This is a genomic window from Williamsia sp. DF01-3 (genome assembly GCF_023051145.1).
Lineage (GTDB): Bacteria > Actinomycetota > Actinomycetes > Mycobacteriales > Mycobacteriaceae > Williamsia.
In genome coordinates this window covers 2733102-2750709 of sequence record NZ_JALKFS010000005.1, presented here as the reverse complement: position 1 = coordinate 2750709, position 17608 = coordinate 2733102, and the positions used below count along the sequence as shown (strand labels likewise).

Annotated in this window: 18 protein-coding genes; 4 read left to right on the top strand and 14 right to left on the bottom strand. The window is 64.0% G+C overall.

All coding sequences use genetic code 11. The annotated features are described in order from the left end of the window. Position 1: 1 nt before the first annotated feature. From dprA to MVA47_RS15075, 3 genes are read right to left on the bottom strand one after another with little or no spacing between them, the layout of a single operon-like run. Complete coding sequence (dprA, locus tag MVA47_RS15085; protein WP_247208518.1) at positions 2-1141, bottom strand: DNA-processing protein DprA; 1140 nt, start codon at positions 1139-1141, stop codon at positions 2-4. Between the two features lie 9 nt (positions 1142-1150). After that, positions 1151-2704, bottom strand: a complete 1554-nt coding sequence (locus MVA47_RS15080) for a YifB family Mg chelatase-like AAA ATPase (protein ID WP_247208517.1) — start codon at positions 2702-2704, stop codon at positions 1151-1153. A 1-nt stretch (position 2705) separates the two neighbouring features. Further along, complete coding sequence (locus tag MVA47_RS15075; protein ID WP_247208516.1) at positions 2706-3086, bottom strand: YraN family protein; 381 nt, start codon at positions 3084-3086, stop codon at positions 2706-2708. A gap of 462 nt (positions 3087-3548) precedes the next feature. Between MVA47_RS15075 and MVA47_RS15070 the strand changes: the two genes are divergently transcribed. Next, complete coding sequence (locus tag MVA47_RS15070; RefSeq protein ID WP_247208515.1) at positions 3549-5123, top strand: condensation domain-containing protein; 1575 nt, start codon at positions 3549-3551, stop codon at positions 5121-5123. Further along, entirely contained in the window at positions 5111-6766 is a 1656-nt protein-coding gene (locus tag MVA47_RS15065) for an MFS transporter (protein ID WP_308280554.1), read from the top strand. The genes MVA47_RS15070 and MVA47_RS15065 overlap by 13 nt, the downstream gene beginning before the upstream one ends. Here the strand turns inward: MVA47_RS15065 and MVA47_RS15060 are convergent. Beyond that, a complete protein-coding gene (locus MVA47_RS15060; RefSeq protein ID WP_247208514.1) occupies positions 6744-7745 on the bottom strand; it encodes an alpha/beta hydrolase family protein in 1002 nt (333 codons plus the stop codon). The two genes, MVA47_RS15065 and MVA47_RS15060, sit on opposite strands and share 23 nt — an antisense overlap. Before the next feature lie 495 nt (positions 7746-8240). Between MVA47_RS15060 and MVA47_RS15055 the strand changes: the two genes are divergently transcribed. Both MVA47_RS15055 and MVA47_RS15050 read left to right on the top strand, forming a co-directional pair. After that, positions 8241-9665 carry a condensation domain-containing protein gene (locus MVA47_RS15055; protein WP_247208513.1) on the top strand — a complete coding sequence of 475 codons (1425 nt, stop codon included), beginning with the start codon at positions 8241-8243 and terminating at the stop codon, positions 9663-9665. Positions 9666-9667: 2 nt separating this feature from the next. Further along, a complete protein-coding gene (locus tag MVA47_RS15050; RefSeq protein ID WP_247208512.1) occupies positions 9668-11374 on the top strand; it encodes a DHA2 family efflux MFS transporter permease subunit in 1707 nt (568 codons plus the stop codon). Here MVA47_RS15050 and MVA47_RS15045 read toward each other — a convergent pair. The 10 genes from MVA47_RS15045 to trmD all read right to left on the bottom strand — a co-directional run bounded on the left by MVA47_RS15045 (position 11371) and on the right by trmD (position 17608). Then, positions 11371-11694, bottom strand: coding sequence for a DUF2469 domain-containing protein (locus MVA47_RS15045; RefSeq protein ID WP_023960295.1), 324 nt, complete (start codon positions 11692-11694; stop codon positions 11371-11373). The genes MVA47_RS15050 and MVA47_RS15045 overlap by 4 nt on opposite strands. A gap of 9 nt (positions 11695-11703) precedes the next feature. After that, on the bottom strand, positions 11704-12378 hold the full coding sequence (locus MVA47_RS15040) for a ribonuclease HII (protein WP_030163637.1): 675 nt from the start codon (positions 12376-12378) through the stop codon (positions 11704-11706). A gap of 7 nt (positions 12379-12385) precedes the next feature. After that, positions 12386-13270 carry a signal peptidase I gene (lepB, locus tag MVA47_RS15035; protein ID WP_247208511.1) on the bottom strand — a complete coding sequence of 295 codons (885 nt, stop codon included), beginning with the start codon at positions 13268-13270 and terminating at the stop codon, positions 12386-12388. A 17-nt stretch (positions 13271-13287) separates the two neighbouring features. Next, positions 13288-13629, bottom strand: coding sequence for a 50S ribosomal protein L19 (gene rplS, locus MVA47_RS15030; RefSeq protein ID WP_030163641.1), 342 nt, complete (start codon positions 13627-13629; stop codon positions 13288-13290). Between the two features lie 65 nt (positions 13630-13694). Beyond that, positions 13695-14672, bottom strand: coding sequence for a hypothetical protein (locus MVA47_RS15025; RefSeq protein WP_247208510.1), 978 nt, complete (start codon positions 14670-14672; stop codon positions 13695-13697). A gap of 9 nt (positions 14673-14681) precedes the next feature. Further along, a complete protein-coding gene (locus tag MVA47_RS15020) occupies positions 14682-15116 on the bottom strand; it encodes a hypothetical protein (RefSeq protein ID WP_247208509.1) in 435 nt (144 codons plus the stop codon). Continuing rightward, positions 15113-16132 carry a hypothetical protein gene (locus tag MVA47_RS15015; protein ID WP_247208508.1) on the bottom strand — a complete coding sequence of 340 codons (1020 nt, stop codon included), beginning with the start codon at positions 16130-16132 and terminating at the stop codon, positions 15113-15115. The genes MVA47_RS15020 and MVA47_RS15015 overlap by 4 nt, the downstream gene beginning before the upstream one ends. Continuing rightward, positions 16126-16413, bottom strand: coding sequence for a hypothetical protein (locus MVA47_RS15010; protein ID WP_247208507.1), 288 nt, complete (start codon positions 16411-16413; stop codon positions 16126-16128). The genes MVA47_RS15015 and MVA47_RS15010 overlap by 7 nt, the downstream gene beginning before the upstream one ends. Positions 16414-16494: 81 nt before the next feature. Beyond that, complete coding sequence (locus tag MVA47_RS15005; protein WP_247208506.1) at positions 16495-16845, bottom strand: YbaB/EbfC family nucleoid-associated protein; 351 nt, start codon at positions 16843-16845, stop codon at positions 16495-16497. Positions 16846-16921: 76 nt separating this feature from the next. Next, a complete protein-coding gene (gene trmD / locus MVA47_RS15000; RefSeq protein WP_247210806.1) occupies positions 16922-17608 on the bottom strand; it encodes a tRNA (guanosine(37)-N1)-methyltransferase TrmD in 687 nt (228 codons plus the stop codon).

Below are 17608 nucleotides of genomic sequence, written 5' to 3'. Positions count from 1 at the left end.
ATCACCGCGACCCGGCCAGTCTCCACCCGGATCCATTGGTGCTCAGCAAACCTCGCGTTTCCAGGACGGCCAGCGCAGAGCGCACCTCGCGGACGGCGAGTCCACTGGCGAAAGCAATCTCGCCGATGGTCAGTGATCCACGCGCCGGCACCGCGTCGTAGGTTCGTTGCTGGGTCTCGTCGAGGCCGTCGGTCGGGCGCATCGATGACGTGCGGGCTTCCGAACCCGTCACACCGTCGGGCTCGGCCAGCCTGATGATGTCGTCTGAACTGGTCACCAGTTGCGCCACACCGTCGGCAATCATCCGGTGGCATCCGATGGAAGTCGCCGACGTGACCGGTCCTGGCACCGCACCCAGAGGCAGCCCCAGCTTCCGAGTCCACGCGGCTGTGTTGGCCGCGCCGCTGCGCCCGCCTGCCTCCACCACGACGACCGCCCGCGACAGTGCCGCCACCAGACGGTTCCGGGTCAAGAAGCGATGCTTGGCTGCCGATGTGCCCGGGCGGTATTCGCTGACCACCACTCCGGTGCGAGCGATCTCGGCGATCAACCTTGCGTGACCGGCCGGGTAGTCACGATCCAGTCCGCATGCGAGTACGGCCACCGTGGTTCCGTCCGCGGCCAACGCACATCGGTGCGCCACGCCATCGATGCCGTAGGCACCTCCGGAGATCACCGACCACCCTTCGCCGACGAGACCGCCGGTGAGCGACGACGTGACGTGCTCGCCATAGCCTGACGCCGCCCGGGATCCGACCAACGCCACCGAGCGGTCGACGGCGCCGTCGAGCCTTGCCGGGCCGCGGGCCCACAGCGCCACGGGCTCACCGCCTTTGGCCGCAGTGTCCGCCCGGCCCAGGGCGAGAAGCTGCCAGCCGGGCCATTCGTCGTCTGCGGGCGTCACCAGCCTGCCACCGAGTCGGGCGATCGCGGACAGGTCTTCCTCGGCGGTGTTGACCTGGTGGCGAGCCGCCGTCGCCCGCAGTACCTCTTCGTGGCCGGGCGGCACCGACTGCCGTGACACCGCGCGCGCCGCCTCGGTCGCGCCCACCTCCGCAATCAGCTTGTGCAGAGCGGCGTTCGGCGGCTCGGCCACACCGGCGAGGTATGCCCAGTCGAGTCGTGTGTTGTCGTCGAGCATGTCGTCCCCTCAGTTGTATCCGCGGTCGCGAAACATCAATGCTTGCGCCACATGGTTTTCGGTCGGCTGGTCGTCTCCGGAGAGATCGGCAAGCGTCCACGCCAGGCGAAGTGCCCGGTCCGCTCCGCGTGCCGTCACCCGCCCGTCTCGCAGGAACAGTTCGATCGGCCTGACCACCGAACCCGGCAAGCGAAAATCGCCCCGCCGCAGTACCGCACCCGGCACCTCCGCATTCGTCTGCCACCCGTGGGTGAGCCAGCGCTCGCGAGCAGCGGCGCGTGCCGCCATCACACGCTCGCGGACAACAGCACTCGATTCCGCGGGCCCGCCCGCCAGCGCCGCTGTCCCAGGAGGATCCATCCGAACCCTGATGTCCACCCGATCCATGAGCGGCCCCGACAGCTTGCCGAGATAACGACGACGTGCAGTGGGCGAACACACACAGTCCACGTCGTTCGCCGGGGCGCACGGGCACGGGTTGGCTGCCAGTATCAGCTGGAAGCGGGCAGGGAATCGAGCGACCCCGTCTCGGCGCGCCACTCGAACCTCACCGTCCTCCAACGGAGTTCGCAGTGTCTCGAGCACCTTGACACCAAGCTCCGCGCACTCGTCGAGGAACAGAACGCCGCGGTGCGCCCGCGACACCGCGCCGGGTTTGGCCATCCCCGTACCACCACCGATCATCGCAGTCACCGTTGTCGAGTGATGCGGAGCGATGAACGGCGCATCACGAATCAACGGGTGATCAGACGGCAACCCACCGGCAATCGAGTGAATCGCCGTGACCTCCAACGCCTCGGCCTCGTTCAACGGCGGCAGGATCCCCGGCAGCCGCCGCGCCAGCATCGTCTTCCCGATCCCCGGCGGCCCCGTCAACAACAGATGATGCGCCCCTGCAGCAGCAACCTCCATCGCATACCGCGCCTCGTCCTGACCCACCACATCACACAGATCCGGCCCCGCCACCACCGACCGGGCCGGCTGCCGCGGACCCACCGTGTCCAGCACAAACATCCCCTTGAGCCAGGCAAGCACCTCCCGCAGATGACTCGCCCCACCCACCTCGATCCCCGACACCAACCCCGCCTCGGCAACATTGCCCAACGGCACCACCGCATGAGTGAAACCCGCCTGCCGGGCCGCCACCACCGCAGGCAACACCCCACGCACCGGCCGAACCCGCCCGTCGAGCGCCAACTCACCCAAGAACACAGACTTCTCCAAATACGCAGGCGCATAATCATTTCCCGCAGCCAGCACCGCCAACGCCAACGCCAAGTCGTACATCGACCCCGACTTGGGCAACGTCGCAGGCGACAACGCCAACGTGATACGACCCTCCGGCCACTTCGCAACAGCGCCCTCGCCCCCGTCAGCACCCTTACTCGCCGCAGCAGTGTTGGTGATCGCCGCACGCACACGATCTTTCGCCTCCTTCAACGCCGCATCACCCAGACCCACCAGATGCACCCCCGGCAGACCCTGACCGATCGACGCCTCGATCTCCACCACCACACCCTCGACACCATTGATCGCCACCGACCGCACCCGCCCCAACTTCACCTCAGAACACCCCACGCAAATGCGAAATCGACACCGAGTCCTTCGAATCAATTTGCACGGCAACCACATCAAAACGCACCACCGGCCAACGCCGCCCCTGCTCACGCAGCCACACCCCGGCCAACCGGCGCATCCGCTGATACTTGGCCACCGTCACCGCCTCCGCCACATCGCCGTACAACGACCCGGTCCGCGTCTTGACCTCCACCACCACCAACGCATCACCATCAACCGCGATCACATCCAACTCCCCATAACGGCACCGCCAATTCCGCTGCACCACGGCCCACCCCAAACCCACCAGATACTCCGCCGCGGCGTCCTCCCCCAACTGACCCACCTCACGCCGCGAACGACGCACACCCCCACCTGACTGATCCATACCGAGAACATCCCAAACCGACACATCTCCACAGACCGCAGAACACACCGACCACCACCGGCCTGTGGACAACCCACACACTGTGCACTAACCCGTGAATGGAATAGGCAATTTCGCATCGTGAATACCGACCGAATGGCAGCGGACCCGACATTCCCAACGGGTTCAATTGCGAACAGATCGGCACTTTTGGAAAATGCATTCGCATGAAAAGGATCGTTCACACCCAATAGTTTCTGAGCATTCCGGTTGCCCGACCACCAGGGAATCTGTACCGTCATCGACGAGAGCCGCATCGTTGTTCGGCACTCAGAGCACAATGACATCGAATTGTCTTCGGGGGCGTAGACATTACGGACAATACGACGTCTCGAGCCAAAAACGCAGCACTACAGTCGGCAAGATTTGTCGGCGCCTTTTGATTGCCTCCGCGTTTTCGGCCCAGGACGTCCAGGAGATGACATGGTCAATTTCGGTCTCATCGATGATTGGAAGCCACCCGCTGGCAGAGTGACCATTTGGTCGGCGTCACTGGCATCGATCACACAGGCACAGCAGGCGCCCATCCACCCCACGCCACCCTCACACCAGCAGGAAGAGTATCTGCGGACTGCAGCATGTCGGCAGAACTCGCAGATCAGGTCGTCGCGGCTGTATGTCGGCACCTTCGATCAAGATCACGCGCTTGATCACGCCGCCATGACCGCGGCCGTCAACGCTTTTCTCCGGCGGCACGATACTCACCTCAGTTGGTTCTCCATCGAACCCGATGACTCCGTCGCCCGTCGGGTCATCGATCCCGCGACAATCGATTTCATTCCGCATCACCACGATGTCATCGGGGATCCTGACGAGATAAGGGAACTGGTACAACGTGAGACGCCAGGCCCATTCGAGTGGGATTGCTTCACATTCGGCACCATCGAACACGACTGCGGGTTCACCATGTATGCCGCCATCGACCACCTGCACTCCGACCCGATTTCACAGGCGATCTCACTTGTGGACGCCATTGCGCTCTATGACAATGCGCGCCACGGCCGCGACAACGATCTCGCTCCGCCCGGCAGCTACATCGATTACTGCCATCGGGAACGAACAGCATCGGCTCAGCTGTCACTGGACTCCCCGCCTGTGCAGCGATGGATCGAACTCGTCCAGGCCAATGGTGGCCACCTCCCGACCTTTCCGCTGGACCTCGGCCAGGAAAGTACAGAGAACGCGCGGAGCGCACACCTGACGGTCACATTGTTCGACGAACAGGACGCGAAGACACTGGTCCGGATCTGCCGGGACAGTCGCGCAGGGTTCATCGCGGCGGTACTCACCGTCGCCGGCCTCGCTGCGCACGAATTCACAGGCGACCGTCGATATCTGGCGATCACGCCCAAGAGCACACGGACGACTCCCGCGGAGTTCAGCGCGGTCGGTTGGTTCACCAGTCTGATTCCCGTGCCGATCGACATCGATGAATCGTCGACGTTCACAACTCTGGTTCGCCAAGCACAGGTTGCCTACCTGGCCGGACGCAAACTGTCCGACGTCTCGTTCCACCGAGTGCTCGAACTCGTCTCCGATGAACCCGACCTCGGCATCAGGACCGAACCCGGATGGTCGGTGCCGATGGTCTCGATCATGGACGCACGTCGACTACCGGGCGTCTCCGAGTTCGAGTCCATCAACGCAAGGTTCTACGGTAACCGCGGTACATCGGACGAGGTGTACACGTGGGTCAATCGATTCACCGATGAGACATCCATGAGCCTGTTGTTCCCTCACACCGCACAGGCCCGGGCTTCGGTGGACGTCTATGTGGACCGGGTGCGGCAGATCTTCAAGACGATCATCTCCGAGGGCGACTACGCACCGAGCCCAGGTGTTCGTCAGGTGACAGGTTGGGACCACGAGCTTCGCTCCCGGCTCCCACCACGACTTCTTGTTCCCCAGAAGATCCGCAGGGGGCGTCTCCACGGAGAGCATCGTGGCCGGCTCTGGCCTGTTGTCTCATCGCAGTGTCCATGCAGATGGTCGACATGACGATCGTGAACATTGCCCTGCCCAGCCTCGGGTCTGGACTCCACGCCTCCTCTGGCGAGCAATTGCTTGTACTCAGCGCGTACACACTGGCTTTCGCCTGCTTTCTGCTGACCGCTTCCCGCCTGGGCGAACGGTGGGGCCGTCGACGACTGTTCATCGGCGCTCTCGCAGGGTTCACGGTGGTATCCGTGCTGTGCGGGACCGCAACCGGCGCAGCAGAACTCATCGTGTTGAGAGCTGTTCAGGGCGCTTGCGCGGCACTGGCATCGGCCCAGACCATCGCCATCATCTCGTCCTCGTTCCCCAAGTCCCGGCATCCAGCGGTGTTCGGCATCTATGGCGCGACGGCCGGAGTCGCCGCCATGCTCGGACCGACGCTCGGGGGGCTCCTCATCTCAGCAGACGTGTGGGGGCTCGGCTGGCGCATGATCTTCCTCGTCAACCTTCCCCTCGGCCTGATCGCCTGCGTCGTGGGCCATCGATGTCTTCCGGCCCTTCATGCCATCACCCGTCCGGGCCTTGATCTCCCGGGAGTCGCGCTCTCGACCACCGGGTTGTTCCTGCTCGTTCTCCCACTGGCCACGGGGCGCGAGAGGGGTTGGCCGACCTGGCAATTGTGGATGCTGGTGGGGTCGGTGGTGGTTCTGTGCCTTTTCATCGTTCACCAGCACCGCCTCGGCAGACGGGGCGGTTATCCCCTGCTCGACCTTCAACTGTTCACCGTCAGGTCATTCGCCGTCGGCTCAGTCCTGTCGCTGCTGTTCTTCGGTGTGTTCGCCGCTTTCTTCTTCACCGTCTCGGTGACCGCACAATTCGGCCTCGGATTTTCCCCGTTGCGAACCGGCCTGCTCACCCTCCCTTTTGCGATCGGCGCCGCGGTCGGTTCGGTTGTCTCAGCGCTGCTCGTCAGACGGATCGGGGCACTGACACTGACGACGGGAGCCGTCTTGTTCAGCGGGTCACTCGTCTACACCGCCGCCATCATCGACCCCGCCGCCGGCATCGAGGTGTCGTCGATCATCCTCCCGTTGGCCGTCGGCGGCGTGGCCATGGGACTGTTCGTCGCGCCGTTGCAGGCGACGATGTTGTCGGGCACCTCAGAGCGGACCGTCGGTTCCGCCTCGGGGACCATCCCCACGGTCCAGCAGATCGGAGCATCCGTGGGGATGGCGGTGATCAGCCTGCTGTTCTTCGCAGCAGTTGTCGCACAGTCGGAAGAGGCTGTGCAAGAGGCGCAGACCAGTCTGTCGCACAGTCTCGGCACGTCCGAGGTTGCTCCACTCGCGCGGCCGTTTGTCGTTCACGAGTTCGGTCGCTGCGCCACTGCCCAGTTGGGTTCAGCACACCCGGACGCTCCCGGGCCGGGGTGTCCCGGCGCAGACGATGCCATCCAGCCATACGCGGACGGGCCTCGTTCCGCGGTCGCAACCCAGGCTGAACCGGACGTCAGCGCAGCGGCCCGCCAGGCCGCCTCGCACACCTTCTTGGCGGCCTTCACGGCCGTTCTGTGGACCCTGGCGGCGATCTCGGCGGCACTCGCCGGTCTGACCCTCGCTCTGCGCAACCCCGGACGACGTCAGATCGACTGCCGGTCGGCCGCACAGTCGGCCCCGACGCCGGCTACCGGGTCAGGGCCGCGTTGATCATCGGCCAGGACTTGTGAAGATCGTCCTGCCAGTAACCCCAGCTGTGGGTGCCTGTTGATCTCAGATCGACTGTGGCGGGAATCCCCAACTGCTGCAGTCGGTCACGCATTTTGAGTGTGCAGCGGTTGGTAGCCGTCTCGATGACCGCACCGACCGCGATCTGCTCGGCGAGCTTGGATCCGTTCCCGTTGATGCCGGGTCCGTCGATCACGTCGTACTGGCCGGGCAGACCCGTACCGTTCGAAATGTAGATGGCTTTGCCGCGCAACTTCTCGGCGTTCACATATGGGTCGTTGCGAACCCATTCGGGATCGGCCGGTGGTCCCCACATGTTCACCGTGTTCCCACCGCCACGGATCTCGACGGTCAGTCGGACGTAGGCCTGGCCTTCGGGGTCGCTGGTCATTGCGCAACCGCTGTACGAGCCGACGGCGCGGTACAGATCAGGGGACTTCAGGGCCAGCTGGAACACTGAGGTCCCGGCCATCGAGATACCCGCGATCGCGTTGCGCCCGTTGCCGTTCAGGAGCGCATCCATCAGCGGTGGTAGCTCCTCGGTCAGATAGGTGGCCCACTTCTGGCGACCGAGTTTCGGGTCGTCATTGCGCCAGTCCGCGAAGTAACTCGCCGCCCCACCCATCGGTACCACCACATTCACGTTGCGGCCCTTGAAGAACGATGTGATGTCGGTCTGGTCGAACCAGCTGCTTCCACCGTCGCCACCAGCTGCTCCGTTAAGCAGGTACATCGTGGGCGCAGGAGTCGACCGGTCCTGCGCCGGCAGCACCTTGACCATCAGGTCCGCCTCCATCGCGGCCGACCTCACGGTCACATCCACGACCCCGTCGACCTGTTCGACGGTGTTCACCACACGAGAACCGTCGGCCGAAGTCGTGTCGCCGACAATTGGTTGCCCGTCAGGTTCGGCAATTGCCGATCCCGAGCCGAATACTGTCAGGACCAATACGGCCGACACCAATGTGACAACAATGGTTTCTACATTTAGATGTGTGAGACGAGGTGTACCACCGAAGCGCCACTTCACGACAATCCTCTCTGGTGCGGCACCAGAGGGTTCACCCGACAGGTGGGCACGTCAGAACCCATGGCGCCGCCACGACTTTCGCACATCCAACCACGGCGCAACTGTGCCACGGGACGCAGACGGTACAACCCGCCTAGATCTTAAGGAAGATTTTTTGTTGTGTTAGATCTTTATTTCTCAACAGCTGTTGTCATCCGCTAATCTTCGCTGTAGTTTCACGGGTACACGACAACGCGACAAAGGGTCGGGCCGAGGCGTCATTGAGACGTCGCAGCGCGGATGTCGAACAAATTACTTGAAATGCATTTGGCATTTTGTGTTGCGAATTGCCTTACACAGAAAGCCGCCTGCTCGCAGTCAGTGCAGCGTTTCACCATTCGCCCCGGCCACCAGTGCGCTTTTGCGCTACTTCGACAGGAGCTGAACATGGTCAATTTCGGTCTGATCAACGAGTGGGAACCAGCCACGGGCCGGCTCACGAGCTGGGTTGCGTCCCCTGCCTCGCTGGATGAGGCGAAGGGCGCTCCGGTGCACCCCACCCCGGCCTCACATCAGCAGGAAGAGTATCTCCTGACCGCCGCCCGGAACGAAACCGTCGGCTTCCGGTTCTCCCGATTGTGCCTGGTGGCGTTTGACTTTCAGACTCCGCTCGACGTCGATGCCATGACCCGGACAATCAACACGTTCCTCCGGCGACACGACACCTTCCACAGCTGGTTCTCATGCGAAACCGACGGATCGATCGTTCGGCATGTGGTGGACCCCAGCGTCGTCGACTTCCGACCGACCCCACACGGCGAGTTCGACTCCCCCGACGCAATTCGCGCGCACGTCGAGACCGAAACTCCCGGACCGTTCAACTGGGATTGCTTCACATTCGGCACCATCGAACACGAGACCGGTTTCACTTTGTACGCGGCGTTCGACCACTTGGTGACCGACGGCATCTCGTCCGCACTCACCGTTGTCGAACTCCTGCAGCTGTATTCGAGTGAGAGCCAGGGAACACCGAGCGGTCTGGCCGACGTCGGCAGTTATGTCGAATACTGCGCCAGAGAACGCGCGGGCTCTGCCTCGTTGACGTTGGAATCGCCTCACGTCCAGCGCTGGATCGATCTGGTTCACTCGAACGCGGGTCGGCTCCCTACCTTCCCTCTCGACCTGGGCGTCGCCAGTGCCGGCTATGCGCGCACCGCCCACCTGTCTACGACGTTGTTCAGCGAAGCCGACGCCGAGAAGTTCGCGACGGTGTGCCGTGACCACGGCGCCGCATTCACCCCTGGGGTGCTCGCGGTTGCTGCACTGGCCAGTTATGAGTTCACCGGAGCGTCGAACTACTTCGGCCTGACCCCCAAGAGCACTCGCTCCACCCCCGCCGAATTCAGCTCGATCGGCTGGTTCACCAGTCTCATCCCCGTGCCGGTCACCGTGGACGAATCCTCGACCTTCACGTCCATCGTCGGAGCCGCTCAAGCCTCGTACGACTCGGGCAAAGAGCTCACCGACGTCTCGTTCCACCGTGTGCTGCAACTTGCCGGACCAGACCACGGGGTCAATGTCGACCCTGGGTGGTCGGTGCCGATGGTGTCGTACATCGACGTCCGGAAGCTACCGGGCGTCGATCTGTTCGACGCCATCAACACCGGGCTGTTCGGTAACCGGGGAAGCTCTGAAGAAGTCTTCCTCTGGATCAACCGCTTCAACGACGCGACCACGGTCAGCCTGCTCTTCCCGGACACCGATGAGGCACACGCTTCCATCAAGTTGTACGTCGACCGGCTGTCGGAGATCTTCACCACCATTGCTGCGCACGGCGACTACAGCCCGTCGGTGGCGGCCCTGGCGACATAGCAGTGTCTCTACCGGAATCTGTTGCGGTACAGCCACAACAGGCCGAGATCGCCCCGCGGCGGGCCTGGCTGGCATTTGCCGCCTGCCTGATCGCGGTGTTCATGCAGATGGTGGACACCACCATCGTCAACATCGCACTACCGAGTCTGGCCACCGACCTGGACGCGTCCTATTCGGCGCAACTCCTGGTCGCCACGGTGTACACGCTTGCGTTCGCCTGCACGCTGATGACGAGCTCGCGTCTGGGTGAGATGTTCGGCAGGCGCCGGGTGTTCCTGATTGCTCTCGCCGGGTTCACCGTGACGTCAGTGTTGTGCGGAACCGCCACCGGGGCAACCGAGTTGATTGCGCTGCGCGGCGCACAAGGCGTCAGCGCCGCGGCGGCGTCGGCGCAGACGATCGCGATCATCTCCGTGTTGTTCCCACGGGTCAAACACGGCGTGGTGTTCGGGATGTACGGCGCCACCGCGGGGGTGGCAGCGATGCTGGGCCCCATGCTCGGGGGCGGTCTCATCGCCGCCGACATCTTCGACCTGGGCTGGCGGACGATCTTCCTCGTCAACCTCCCGCTCGGAATGATCGCCTGCATCCTCGCCTTTCGCTATCTGCCGGATGTCAAACCCGGCGAACGGGAGCCGTTGGACGTGGCGGGGATGGTGCTCTCGAGCGCGGGACTCTTCCTGCTCATCTATCCCTTGGCGCTCGGGCGCGAGAAAGACTGGCCGATATGGCTTCTCGTGATGCTTGTCGTCTCGATCGTGCTCTTGACTGCATTCGTGTTCTACGAGCGTCGACTCCAGCGCCGCGGCGGCAGCCCCCTGCTGAGACTCGATCTGTTCCACAACCGGAACTTCACGGTCGGCGCCGTGTTGTCGCTGGCGTTCTTCAGCGTCTTCGCCGCGTTCTTTTTCACCGTGTCCATCGCAGCCCAATTCGGTCTCGGCTACTCGGCGCTTCGAACAGGCGTATTGACGTTCCCTTTTGCGGTCGGTGCCGCCATGGGTTCGTTGATCTCGCCCATCTTGGTCGGTCGCATCGGCGCCCGGACCCTGGCGCTGGGAATGGTCGCGTTCGCAGTGTGTCTCGGCTGGACCGCCATGATCATCGATCCTGCCGGTGGCTCACTGGACATCGCGGTGCTCGTGACGCCACTGCTGATCGGCGGCGTGGGCACCGGCTTGTTCGTCGCGCCACTGCAGGCGACCATCTTGTCCGGAACCACCGAATCCAATGTGGGCTCGGCATCCGGTTCCATTCCCACCATCCAGCAGATCGGGTGCTCCATCGGGCTCGCCGTGATCAGCATCGCGTTCTTCAATCAGGTTGCTGCACAGTCGCCGTCGGCGGTGGATCAGGCCGCCTCCTCGCTGTCGCGGGGCTTGGAGACCACCTCGGTGGCGCCCCCGTTCCGGCCAGTGGTCGTCGATGAGTTCTCTCGGTGCGCGAATCTGCAGCTGTCGTCGGCACATCCGGAACAGACCCCGCCGGGGTGTGGTGCAACCGACGCTCAGAAGCCGGCGACACCGGGTGATGTGCGAGCAACGGTGGCCGCTGCTGCCGCACCGGAACTCAAGACCGCCGCCCGGGAAGCCGCCGCGCATTCATTTCTCGCTGCACTGTCGATCATCTTGTGGGCGATCGCGGCAACGGCTCTTGCCCTCGCGATGATCAGCCTCTTGCTGCGACGAACCGGAGCCGTACCCCGCTAGTCGCCGAGCACACCGTCCTCGGGCAGACGCAGATCCTGTTTTTCCAGTTCCTCGATGTTGACGTCCTTGAACGTGATCACCCGTACCTGTTTCACGAACCGAGCGGGGCGGTACATGTCCCAGACCCAGGCGTCACTCATCCGGACCTCGAAGTAGACCTCGCCGTCCGCATTTCGGGGCACCATCTCGACCGCGTTGGCCAGATAGAACCGACGTTCTGTCTCGACCACGTAGGTGAATTGACCGACGATGTCCTTGTACTCGCGGTACAGGGACAGTTCCATCTCGGTTTCGTACTTCTCGAGATCTTCGGCGCTCATTCCCTCAGCCTAACGTCCTGCGGTCTCGCCCACGCGCACCCGTAGCCGCACATTGCGATACGACATCCTGTGTTGCGGGGACGGGCCGAGCTCGTCGAGACACTGCATGTGCATCTCGGTGCTGTAGCCCTTGTGGACGGCGAACCCATATCCGGGCAGCGACGTGTCCATGTCGACCATGATCCTGTCCCTGGTGACCTTCGCGATGATGCTGGCGGCGGCGATACACGCTGCTGCGCCGTCGCCTCCGATCACCGGCAGGGAGGGCGCGGTGAGCCCTGGAACCCGGAAACCATCCGACAGCACATAGCCCGGTTGGACACCGAGTCCGGCGACGGCTCGCCGCATCCCCTCGATGTTGACGACATGGATACCCAGCCGGTCGACTTCGTCTGCCTCGATGACCACCGCGCTCCAGGCAACAGCGTGCCGGGTCACGGACTTGTACAACTTGTCGCGAGTCTTCGCCGTCAGCTTCTTCGAGTCATCGAGATCGGCGAGCGAGATCAGTTGCGTCGGCTTGAGGATGCACGCAGCGACCACCAGTGGACCGGCACACGCTCCACGCCCTGCCTCGTCCACGCCGGCGACGGGCCCGAGCCCGCTGCGGTACAGCGCTGCTTCCAGGGTGCGCAAGCCGGCGGCTCGCCGTATCACCACACGAGGTGGCCAGGTGGTCGCCACCGGTTGCCTACTTCTGGGGGTCGACGGAGTCGACACCGCCGATACGCGAGAACGGGTAGATGATGTAGCGGACTTTGCCGCGTATGTCGTCGACGGGCACCATGCCACGCAATTCGTCGTCCTGGTGGTACCGGGAGTCGGCCGAATTACCGCGGTTGTCGCCCATCACCCAGACGAACCCCTCGGGAACGTCGATCGGGCCGAAGTCTGCGCCGAAGCACGAATTGAGCTGGCCGGTATCGTCTTTGAGATCGCCGGGACGCATCTGAGCGTTCTCTTCTTGCAGTTTCAGGTCGATGTACGGCTCATCGAGGGGCTGGCCGTTCACCTTGACTCCGGTGCGATCTGCGTTGCGGCACTCCACCCGCTGACCGCCTGTGGCGATGATCCGCTTGACGAGATTGTTCTCATCCGGCGGGGCGAACCCGAACCACGACATGGCGTTCTGGGCGCCGCGGATGACCGTGTTGGACGACCGCGGCGACTTCCAGCCCTGATCCCACGATGACGTGGGTGCTTTGAACACCACGACGTCGCCGGCCTTGGGGTCGCTCCACCGATACACCAACTTGTCGATGACGATCCGGTCATTGGTGCAACCGGTGCAGCCGTGCAGCGTGTTCTCCATCGATTCGGACGGGATCACGTACTGCCGCCCGATGAACGTCTGGAGAACCCATGTCAGCGCGAGCACACAGATCAAGATGATGGCGGTCTCGCGTAGCAGAGACGCCTTCTTCTTCGGTGCGACATCGGCGGTGCCGTCTATCCGGCGCCACGGACGTGCTTGCCGATCGGGGTCGGCCGCACGGTCCGGGTCTGCAGGCCGACTGTCGTACGGCTCGTCGCTGTAGGGGTCTGAACCCTCAGGATTGCGGGGGGTGTTTACCACGCCGCAAGCCTAGTAGGTCAGCGCTTTTCTTTGATCTTGGCTGCCTTGCCGCGCAGGTCACGCAGGTAGTACAGCTTCGCCCGGCGGACATCACCACGGGTGACGACCTCGACCTTGGCAATGTTCGGGCTGTGCACGGGGAAGGTGCGCTCCACACCGACACCGAACGACACCTTGCGAACGGTGAAGGTCTCACGAACGCCGCCGCCTTGACGACGGATCACAACGCCCTTGAACACCTGAACACGTTCTTTGGAGCCCTCGATGACCTTGACGTGGACGTTGAGGGTGTCTCCGGCGCGGAAGTCGGGGATGTCGTCGCGCAGGGATTTGTTGTCCAAGAAATCCAGAGTGTTCATGATGTCGGTTCCAATCTTGCTGTTGGCGTGAGTAGAGGAACCTGGCGGCTTTCGTCCTGGACAATTCAGGTGTGCGGCTCGACCGGTTCGTGCTCCGATTCGTGTGGTCTCCGCGACGAATCAGCCGCCTCGGGCGAACCCGGCGTCTGACCGTCAAACGGCAACTGGTCAATTGTGCCAGAACCACCCCCGACGGACGAAATCGCGGCGGCGAGCACCAGCTCCCCCGATTCGCCCGGGGCCGGTGCTGCGTGCACGGTGGCGTCCAGTTCTGCCTCGGCGCCGGACTTCGCATGCGCAACGTCGGGTTTGCCTGCCATGAGGTCTTGAAGAAAGATTTTCGCGCGAATCAGGGGCCTGCGCACCCGCCGCTCACGTTTCACGGCGGCGTTCATCTTCTTCGGGCGTTTTGTGTAACGCCAACGGGCCCACGGCGACGTCGGGCGTGCGAGTCGTATCGACGCCACCAGAAGTAGCGGGAAGATGAACAGTCCGATCAACCCCGTCCAGATCTTGCCCTTGAGCAGCACGACCCCTGCCAGCAGGAGCACAAACGCCGAATAGACGACGGCCACCACGATCGACACCACGTCCGCAGTGTCGACACCCGCCCAGTCGAGCGGGTGGAACCCGAGGAGAACCAGTCCCATCACCGCGACCGCCACGAACACAGCGTCGATCGACGCGCGGCCCTCTTCGGCCCAGTAGACATCCCGCAAATAGAAGATGAGCGCGAATTCGTCGAGCACCAGCGCGGCACCGACACCGAACAGCGCGGCAAAGATGGACAGGGTGGTCTGTGACCCGTTGATGGCGAGCGCTATCAGCCCGAGCCCCGACAGCATCGTCAGCACGGTCCCGAAGACAACGTGATGGATGTGCATGCCACCGGGGGTGACGTTGCTGAACCACCAGCTGACCTCGGCACGGATCAGTCGGACGCTGATCCGGATTCCGAGAAACCCGAGGATGAAGCCGATGTACGCCATGAAGAGCGGCAGCCGGCCGTTGTCGATGATCGATTCTTGGAACCAATGGCCCATCCGCTGAGATTAGTCGCCGACGTGGTCGCGCAGGAGGTTTGCGACCAAAGACGTCGACCCCATCGCTGCGGCCGCCTCACACACGACTTCGCGGAGCCCTTCCCGGCCCGTGCCCGCGGTTCCGAACTCCACTGCTGCCAGCGCTCGCGCTCGTGCGAACTCTGTCCGGTACTCGGCTGACCGGCCTGCATGAGACGCTGCAAAAGCTGCCGCGTCGAACCGCCCTCGAAGGGATGCGATGGCCAGCTTCTGTGCCGGGCTCAATGGTCTGCCGTTTCTCCAGCAGCTCAGCGCGTCGGTGACCGGACCCTCGGTACGTACCGACGCAGCGTCGAGGGCCATCACCGCAGCGAGTAGGCCGGTTCGGCTGATGTGCCGGGGGTTCACCCGATCCACGAGTCCGGCAACCCCCGACCCCAGGACATCGATGCGGTGAGCATTCATTGTCCGTCCCCCTGCCCGGTGCCCTCGTCACCCGATGAAGTGGTGACACCGGCCTCTGCGAGCTGCGACCGGACCTCTGGAGTGGGAGGTGTGGTGGCGCAGACCGCCAACGGGACGAGGTCCCGGGCGGCGAGATAGTCGACAATCACCAGTTCAGGGGACCTGCCGTCACCGACGACAACCTCGTTCGGTTCGGGCACCGTCCCCGGCCGAAGGTACCCGCCGGGTTCACTGGTACCCACTACGACGATGCGGCGTCCGTCGTGGTCTTGCCCGAGTCCCACGGCGAATCGGATCCATGGCGCCACCTCGGGTGGCTGCATCGAAGACAGATGCGCTGCCCGGGTCTGCAACATCGAGAGGTCTGCGGCCGAGACATCCGTGGCGAAGGGCAGGTCGCCGCCGCGCATCCTCCCGGCTGCCGCGGCCATTGCCGAGCCTGCCCCCATCATGGCGCCGGGGATCATCGGTGCGCCGGCGGCGTTGCCCGTTGCTTGGCCGTGTTCGCTGTCAGGCTGCTCGGCTGCGTGTGCCGACGCGGTGTCAGCTAGTTCGCGACTACCGGATTCGAAGTCGCCGGCGACGGCGGCCAGCACGGTGGCAGCGGCGTGTTCGGCGCCCATGGCCGCGGTGATGTCTCCCGTCGTCACATCCACCACCTGGGCCGCGTGCAGGTCTCGATCCGCGATCGCCGCGGCCACGGTGAGTCGCTCGTGGGTCAGTACCACCAAGTCGGAGAACCGGGCTGCGAGGTCTGATTCGGCGCCGACCAGATGCGCTGCCCTGGCCGCTTGGTTCGCGAGGGCGGTCGCCTTCGCCGCCAGGGCGCTGCCTGTCCGGCCGTCCATTGCGTCGGCGACCTCTGTGCTAACCGCCTCGATGGCGGACTGCAGGGCGAAAAGCCGTTGCGCCACAATACGATACCGTTCGACTGACCGACCGATCATGTCTGGGTCGATCGCCGGCCAGGCATCGCGCAGGAGCCCTTCGACCTGCTCACCCGGCGTGGTCAGCACCGCTCGGCTCCAGGTGTAGGAAGGTGCAGGCCGATATCGGCGGACTGCAGGTCGGTGCATGCGCGACCGATGTCGTCGACGTGGTCCGCCAGGGACATTCGGAGCTGATCCAGAACCGACGTGGTCGCTTGTGAGAGGTGCGCTGCGCCGACCATGAAGATGGCGCCACCGACGTGGGACGAGCAGCGCGCTCTCAGCTCGGCGTCCACGGCAGCAACTTCTTCGCGGATGGAGTCGATCTCGCCGATCAGCGAAGCGAACTCATCAGCACCTGCACGCATCGCTGTGTCATCGAGCCGAAACGATCCGCTTCCGTGCATTGGCCTGCTCCCCCGCTGCCGCATCCCTCAACCCAGCCGCCATCAGTAAAGGTCCGAGTACCCAGGGCCTTGATATTGGACGAGTTCCCCGGCCAACCGGTTCCTTCGTTCGGTGAGCTCGTCATCGGCGCGCCGCACCAGGAGAGCGATCTCATCGGCGAGCTGACCAGCGCGGTAACGTCGCATCGCCAGAGGGTCGATCGACAGGCCGGTGAGCAATCCCCGCGCGTTGATCACCACCGTGATGAGGCGGTCCTTTGATGTCGCCTCGACGGTTGTCCCGCGCATCTCCTCGGCCAGCACACGCAGACGGTCGCGCTGCTCATCCACCTCGGTCAGCACAGCCGCCAACGCGCTGTTGCCGATATCCACCCGCCCGGGCTCGATCCCCATCAACGTCCCCCCCTCGCGTCGCAGATGTTAACCCGAGTCGGTGGCCCACGCTCGATCGACGGCAGCGCCGTTGGTCCTACTGCTCAGGAGGTAGGAGATCGGGGCGACGCTCCCTCGTGCGGGCGAGGGATTGTTCGCGGCGCCACTGTTGCTGTTTTGCGTGGTCACCGCCGCGGAGGACCTCGGGGACCTCGAGCCCGCGCCACACCGGCGGCCTGGTGTAACTGGGCCCCTCCAGGAGGCCGTCGGAGAACGAATCCTGCTGATGCGAGGACGCGTTTCCCAGTACGCCATCGATCAGGCGAACGGTGGCCTCCACCATCGCCATGACAGCCACCTCACCCCCGATGAGGACGAAGTCGCCGATCGAGACCTCCTGCACACGAACGCGTTTGGCGGCGTCATCGATCACCCGCTGATCGATCCCCTCATACCGTCCACAGGCGAAGACGATGTGCTTCTCGCGGCTCCACGCCTGCGCGGTTGCCTGGGTGAAAGGGACGCCTGCGGGAGTGGGCACCACGAGAAGCGCTTCGTCTGGACACACTTCGTCGAGACAGGGCCCCCACACCGTGGGCTTCATGACCATTCCAGGCCCGCCCCCGTAGGGGGAATCGTCGACGGCGCGGTGCACGTCGTGCGTCCAGTCGCGCAGATCGTAGGTGTCGAGTGCGACGATCCCCTTGCCGATCGCCTTGCCCAGCAATGCCATTCGCATGGGCTCGAGATAGTCGGGGAAGATCGAGACCACCCCGATACGGAT

Bases quoted from the DNA above. Each gene is read 5' to 3' on its own strand.
- MVA47_RS15025 (WP_247208510.1), bottom strand. From the start codon at position 14,672: ATGGGCCATTGGTTCCAAGAATCGATCATCGACAACGGCCGGCTGCCG.
- MVA47_RS15010 (WP_247208507.1), bottom strand. From the start codon at position 16,413: ATGCGTGCAGGTGCTGATGAGTTCGCTTCGCTGATCGGCGAGATCGAC.
- MVA47_RS15005 (WP_247208506.1), bottom strand. From the start codon at position 16,845: ATGGGGATCGAGCCCGGGCGGGTGGATATCGGCAACAGCGCGTTGGCG.
- rplS (WP_030163641.1), bottom strand. From the start codon at position 13,629: ATGAACACTCTGGATTTCTTGGACAACAAATCCCTGCGCGACGACATC.
- MVA47_RS15070 (WP_247208515.1), top strand. From the start codon at position 3,549: ATGGTCAATTTCGGTCTCATCGATGATTGGAAGCCACCCGCTGGCAGA.
- MVA47_RS15055 (WP_247208513.1), top strand. From the start codon at position 8,241: ATGGTCAATTTCGGTCTGATCAACGAGTGGGAACCAGCCACGGGCCGG.
- dprA (WP_247208518.1), bottom strand. From the start codon at position 1,141: ATGCTCGACGACAACACACGACTCGACTGGGCATACCTCGCCGGTGTG.
- MVA47_RS15075 (WP_247208516.1), bottom strand. From the start codon at position 3,086: ATGGATCAGTCAGGTGGGGGTGTGCGTCGTTCGCGGCGTGAGGTGGGT.
- MVA47_RS15020 (WP_247208509.1), bottom strand. From the start codon at position 15,116: ATGAATGCTCACCGCATCGATGTCCTGGGGTCGGGGGTTGCCGGACTC.
- MVA47_RS15065 (WP_308280554.1), top strand. From the start codon at position 5,111: ATGGTCGACATGACGATCGTGAACATTGCCCTGCCCAGCCTCGGGTCT.
- MVA47_RS15045 (WP_023960295.1), bottom strand. From the start codon at position 11,694: ATGAGCGCCGAAGATCTCGAGAAGTACGAAACCGAGATGGAACTGTCC.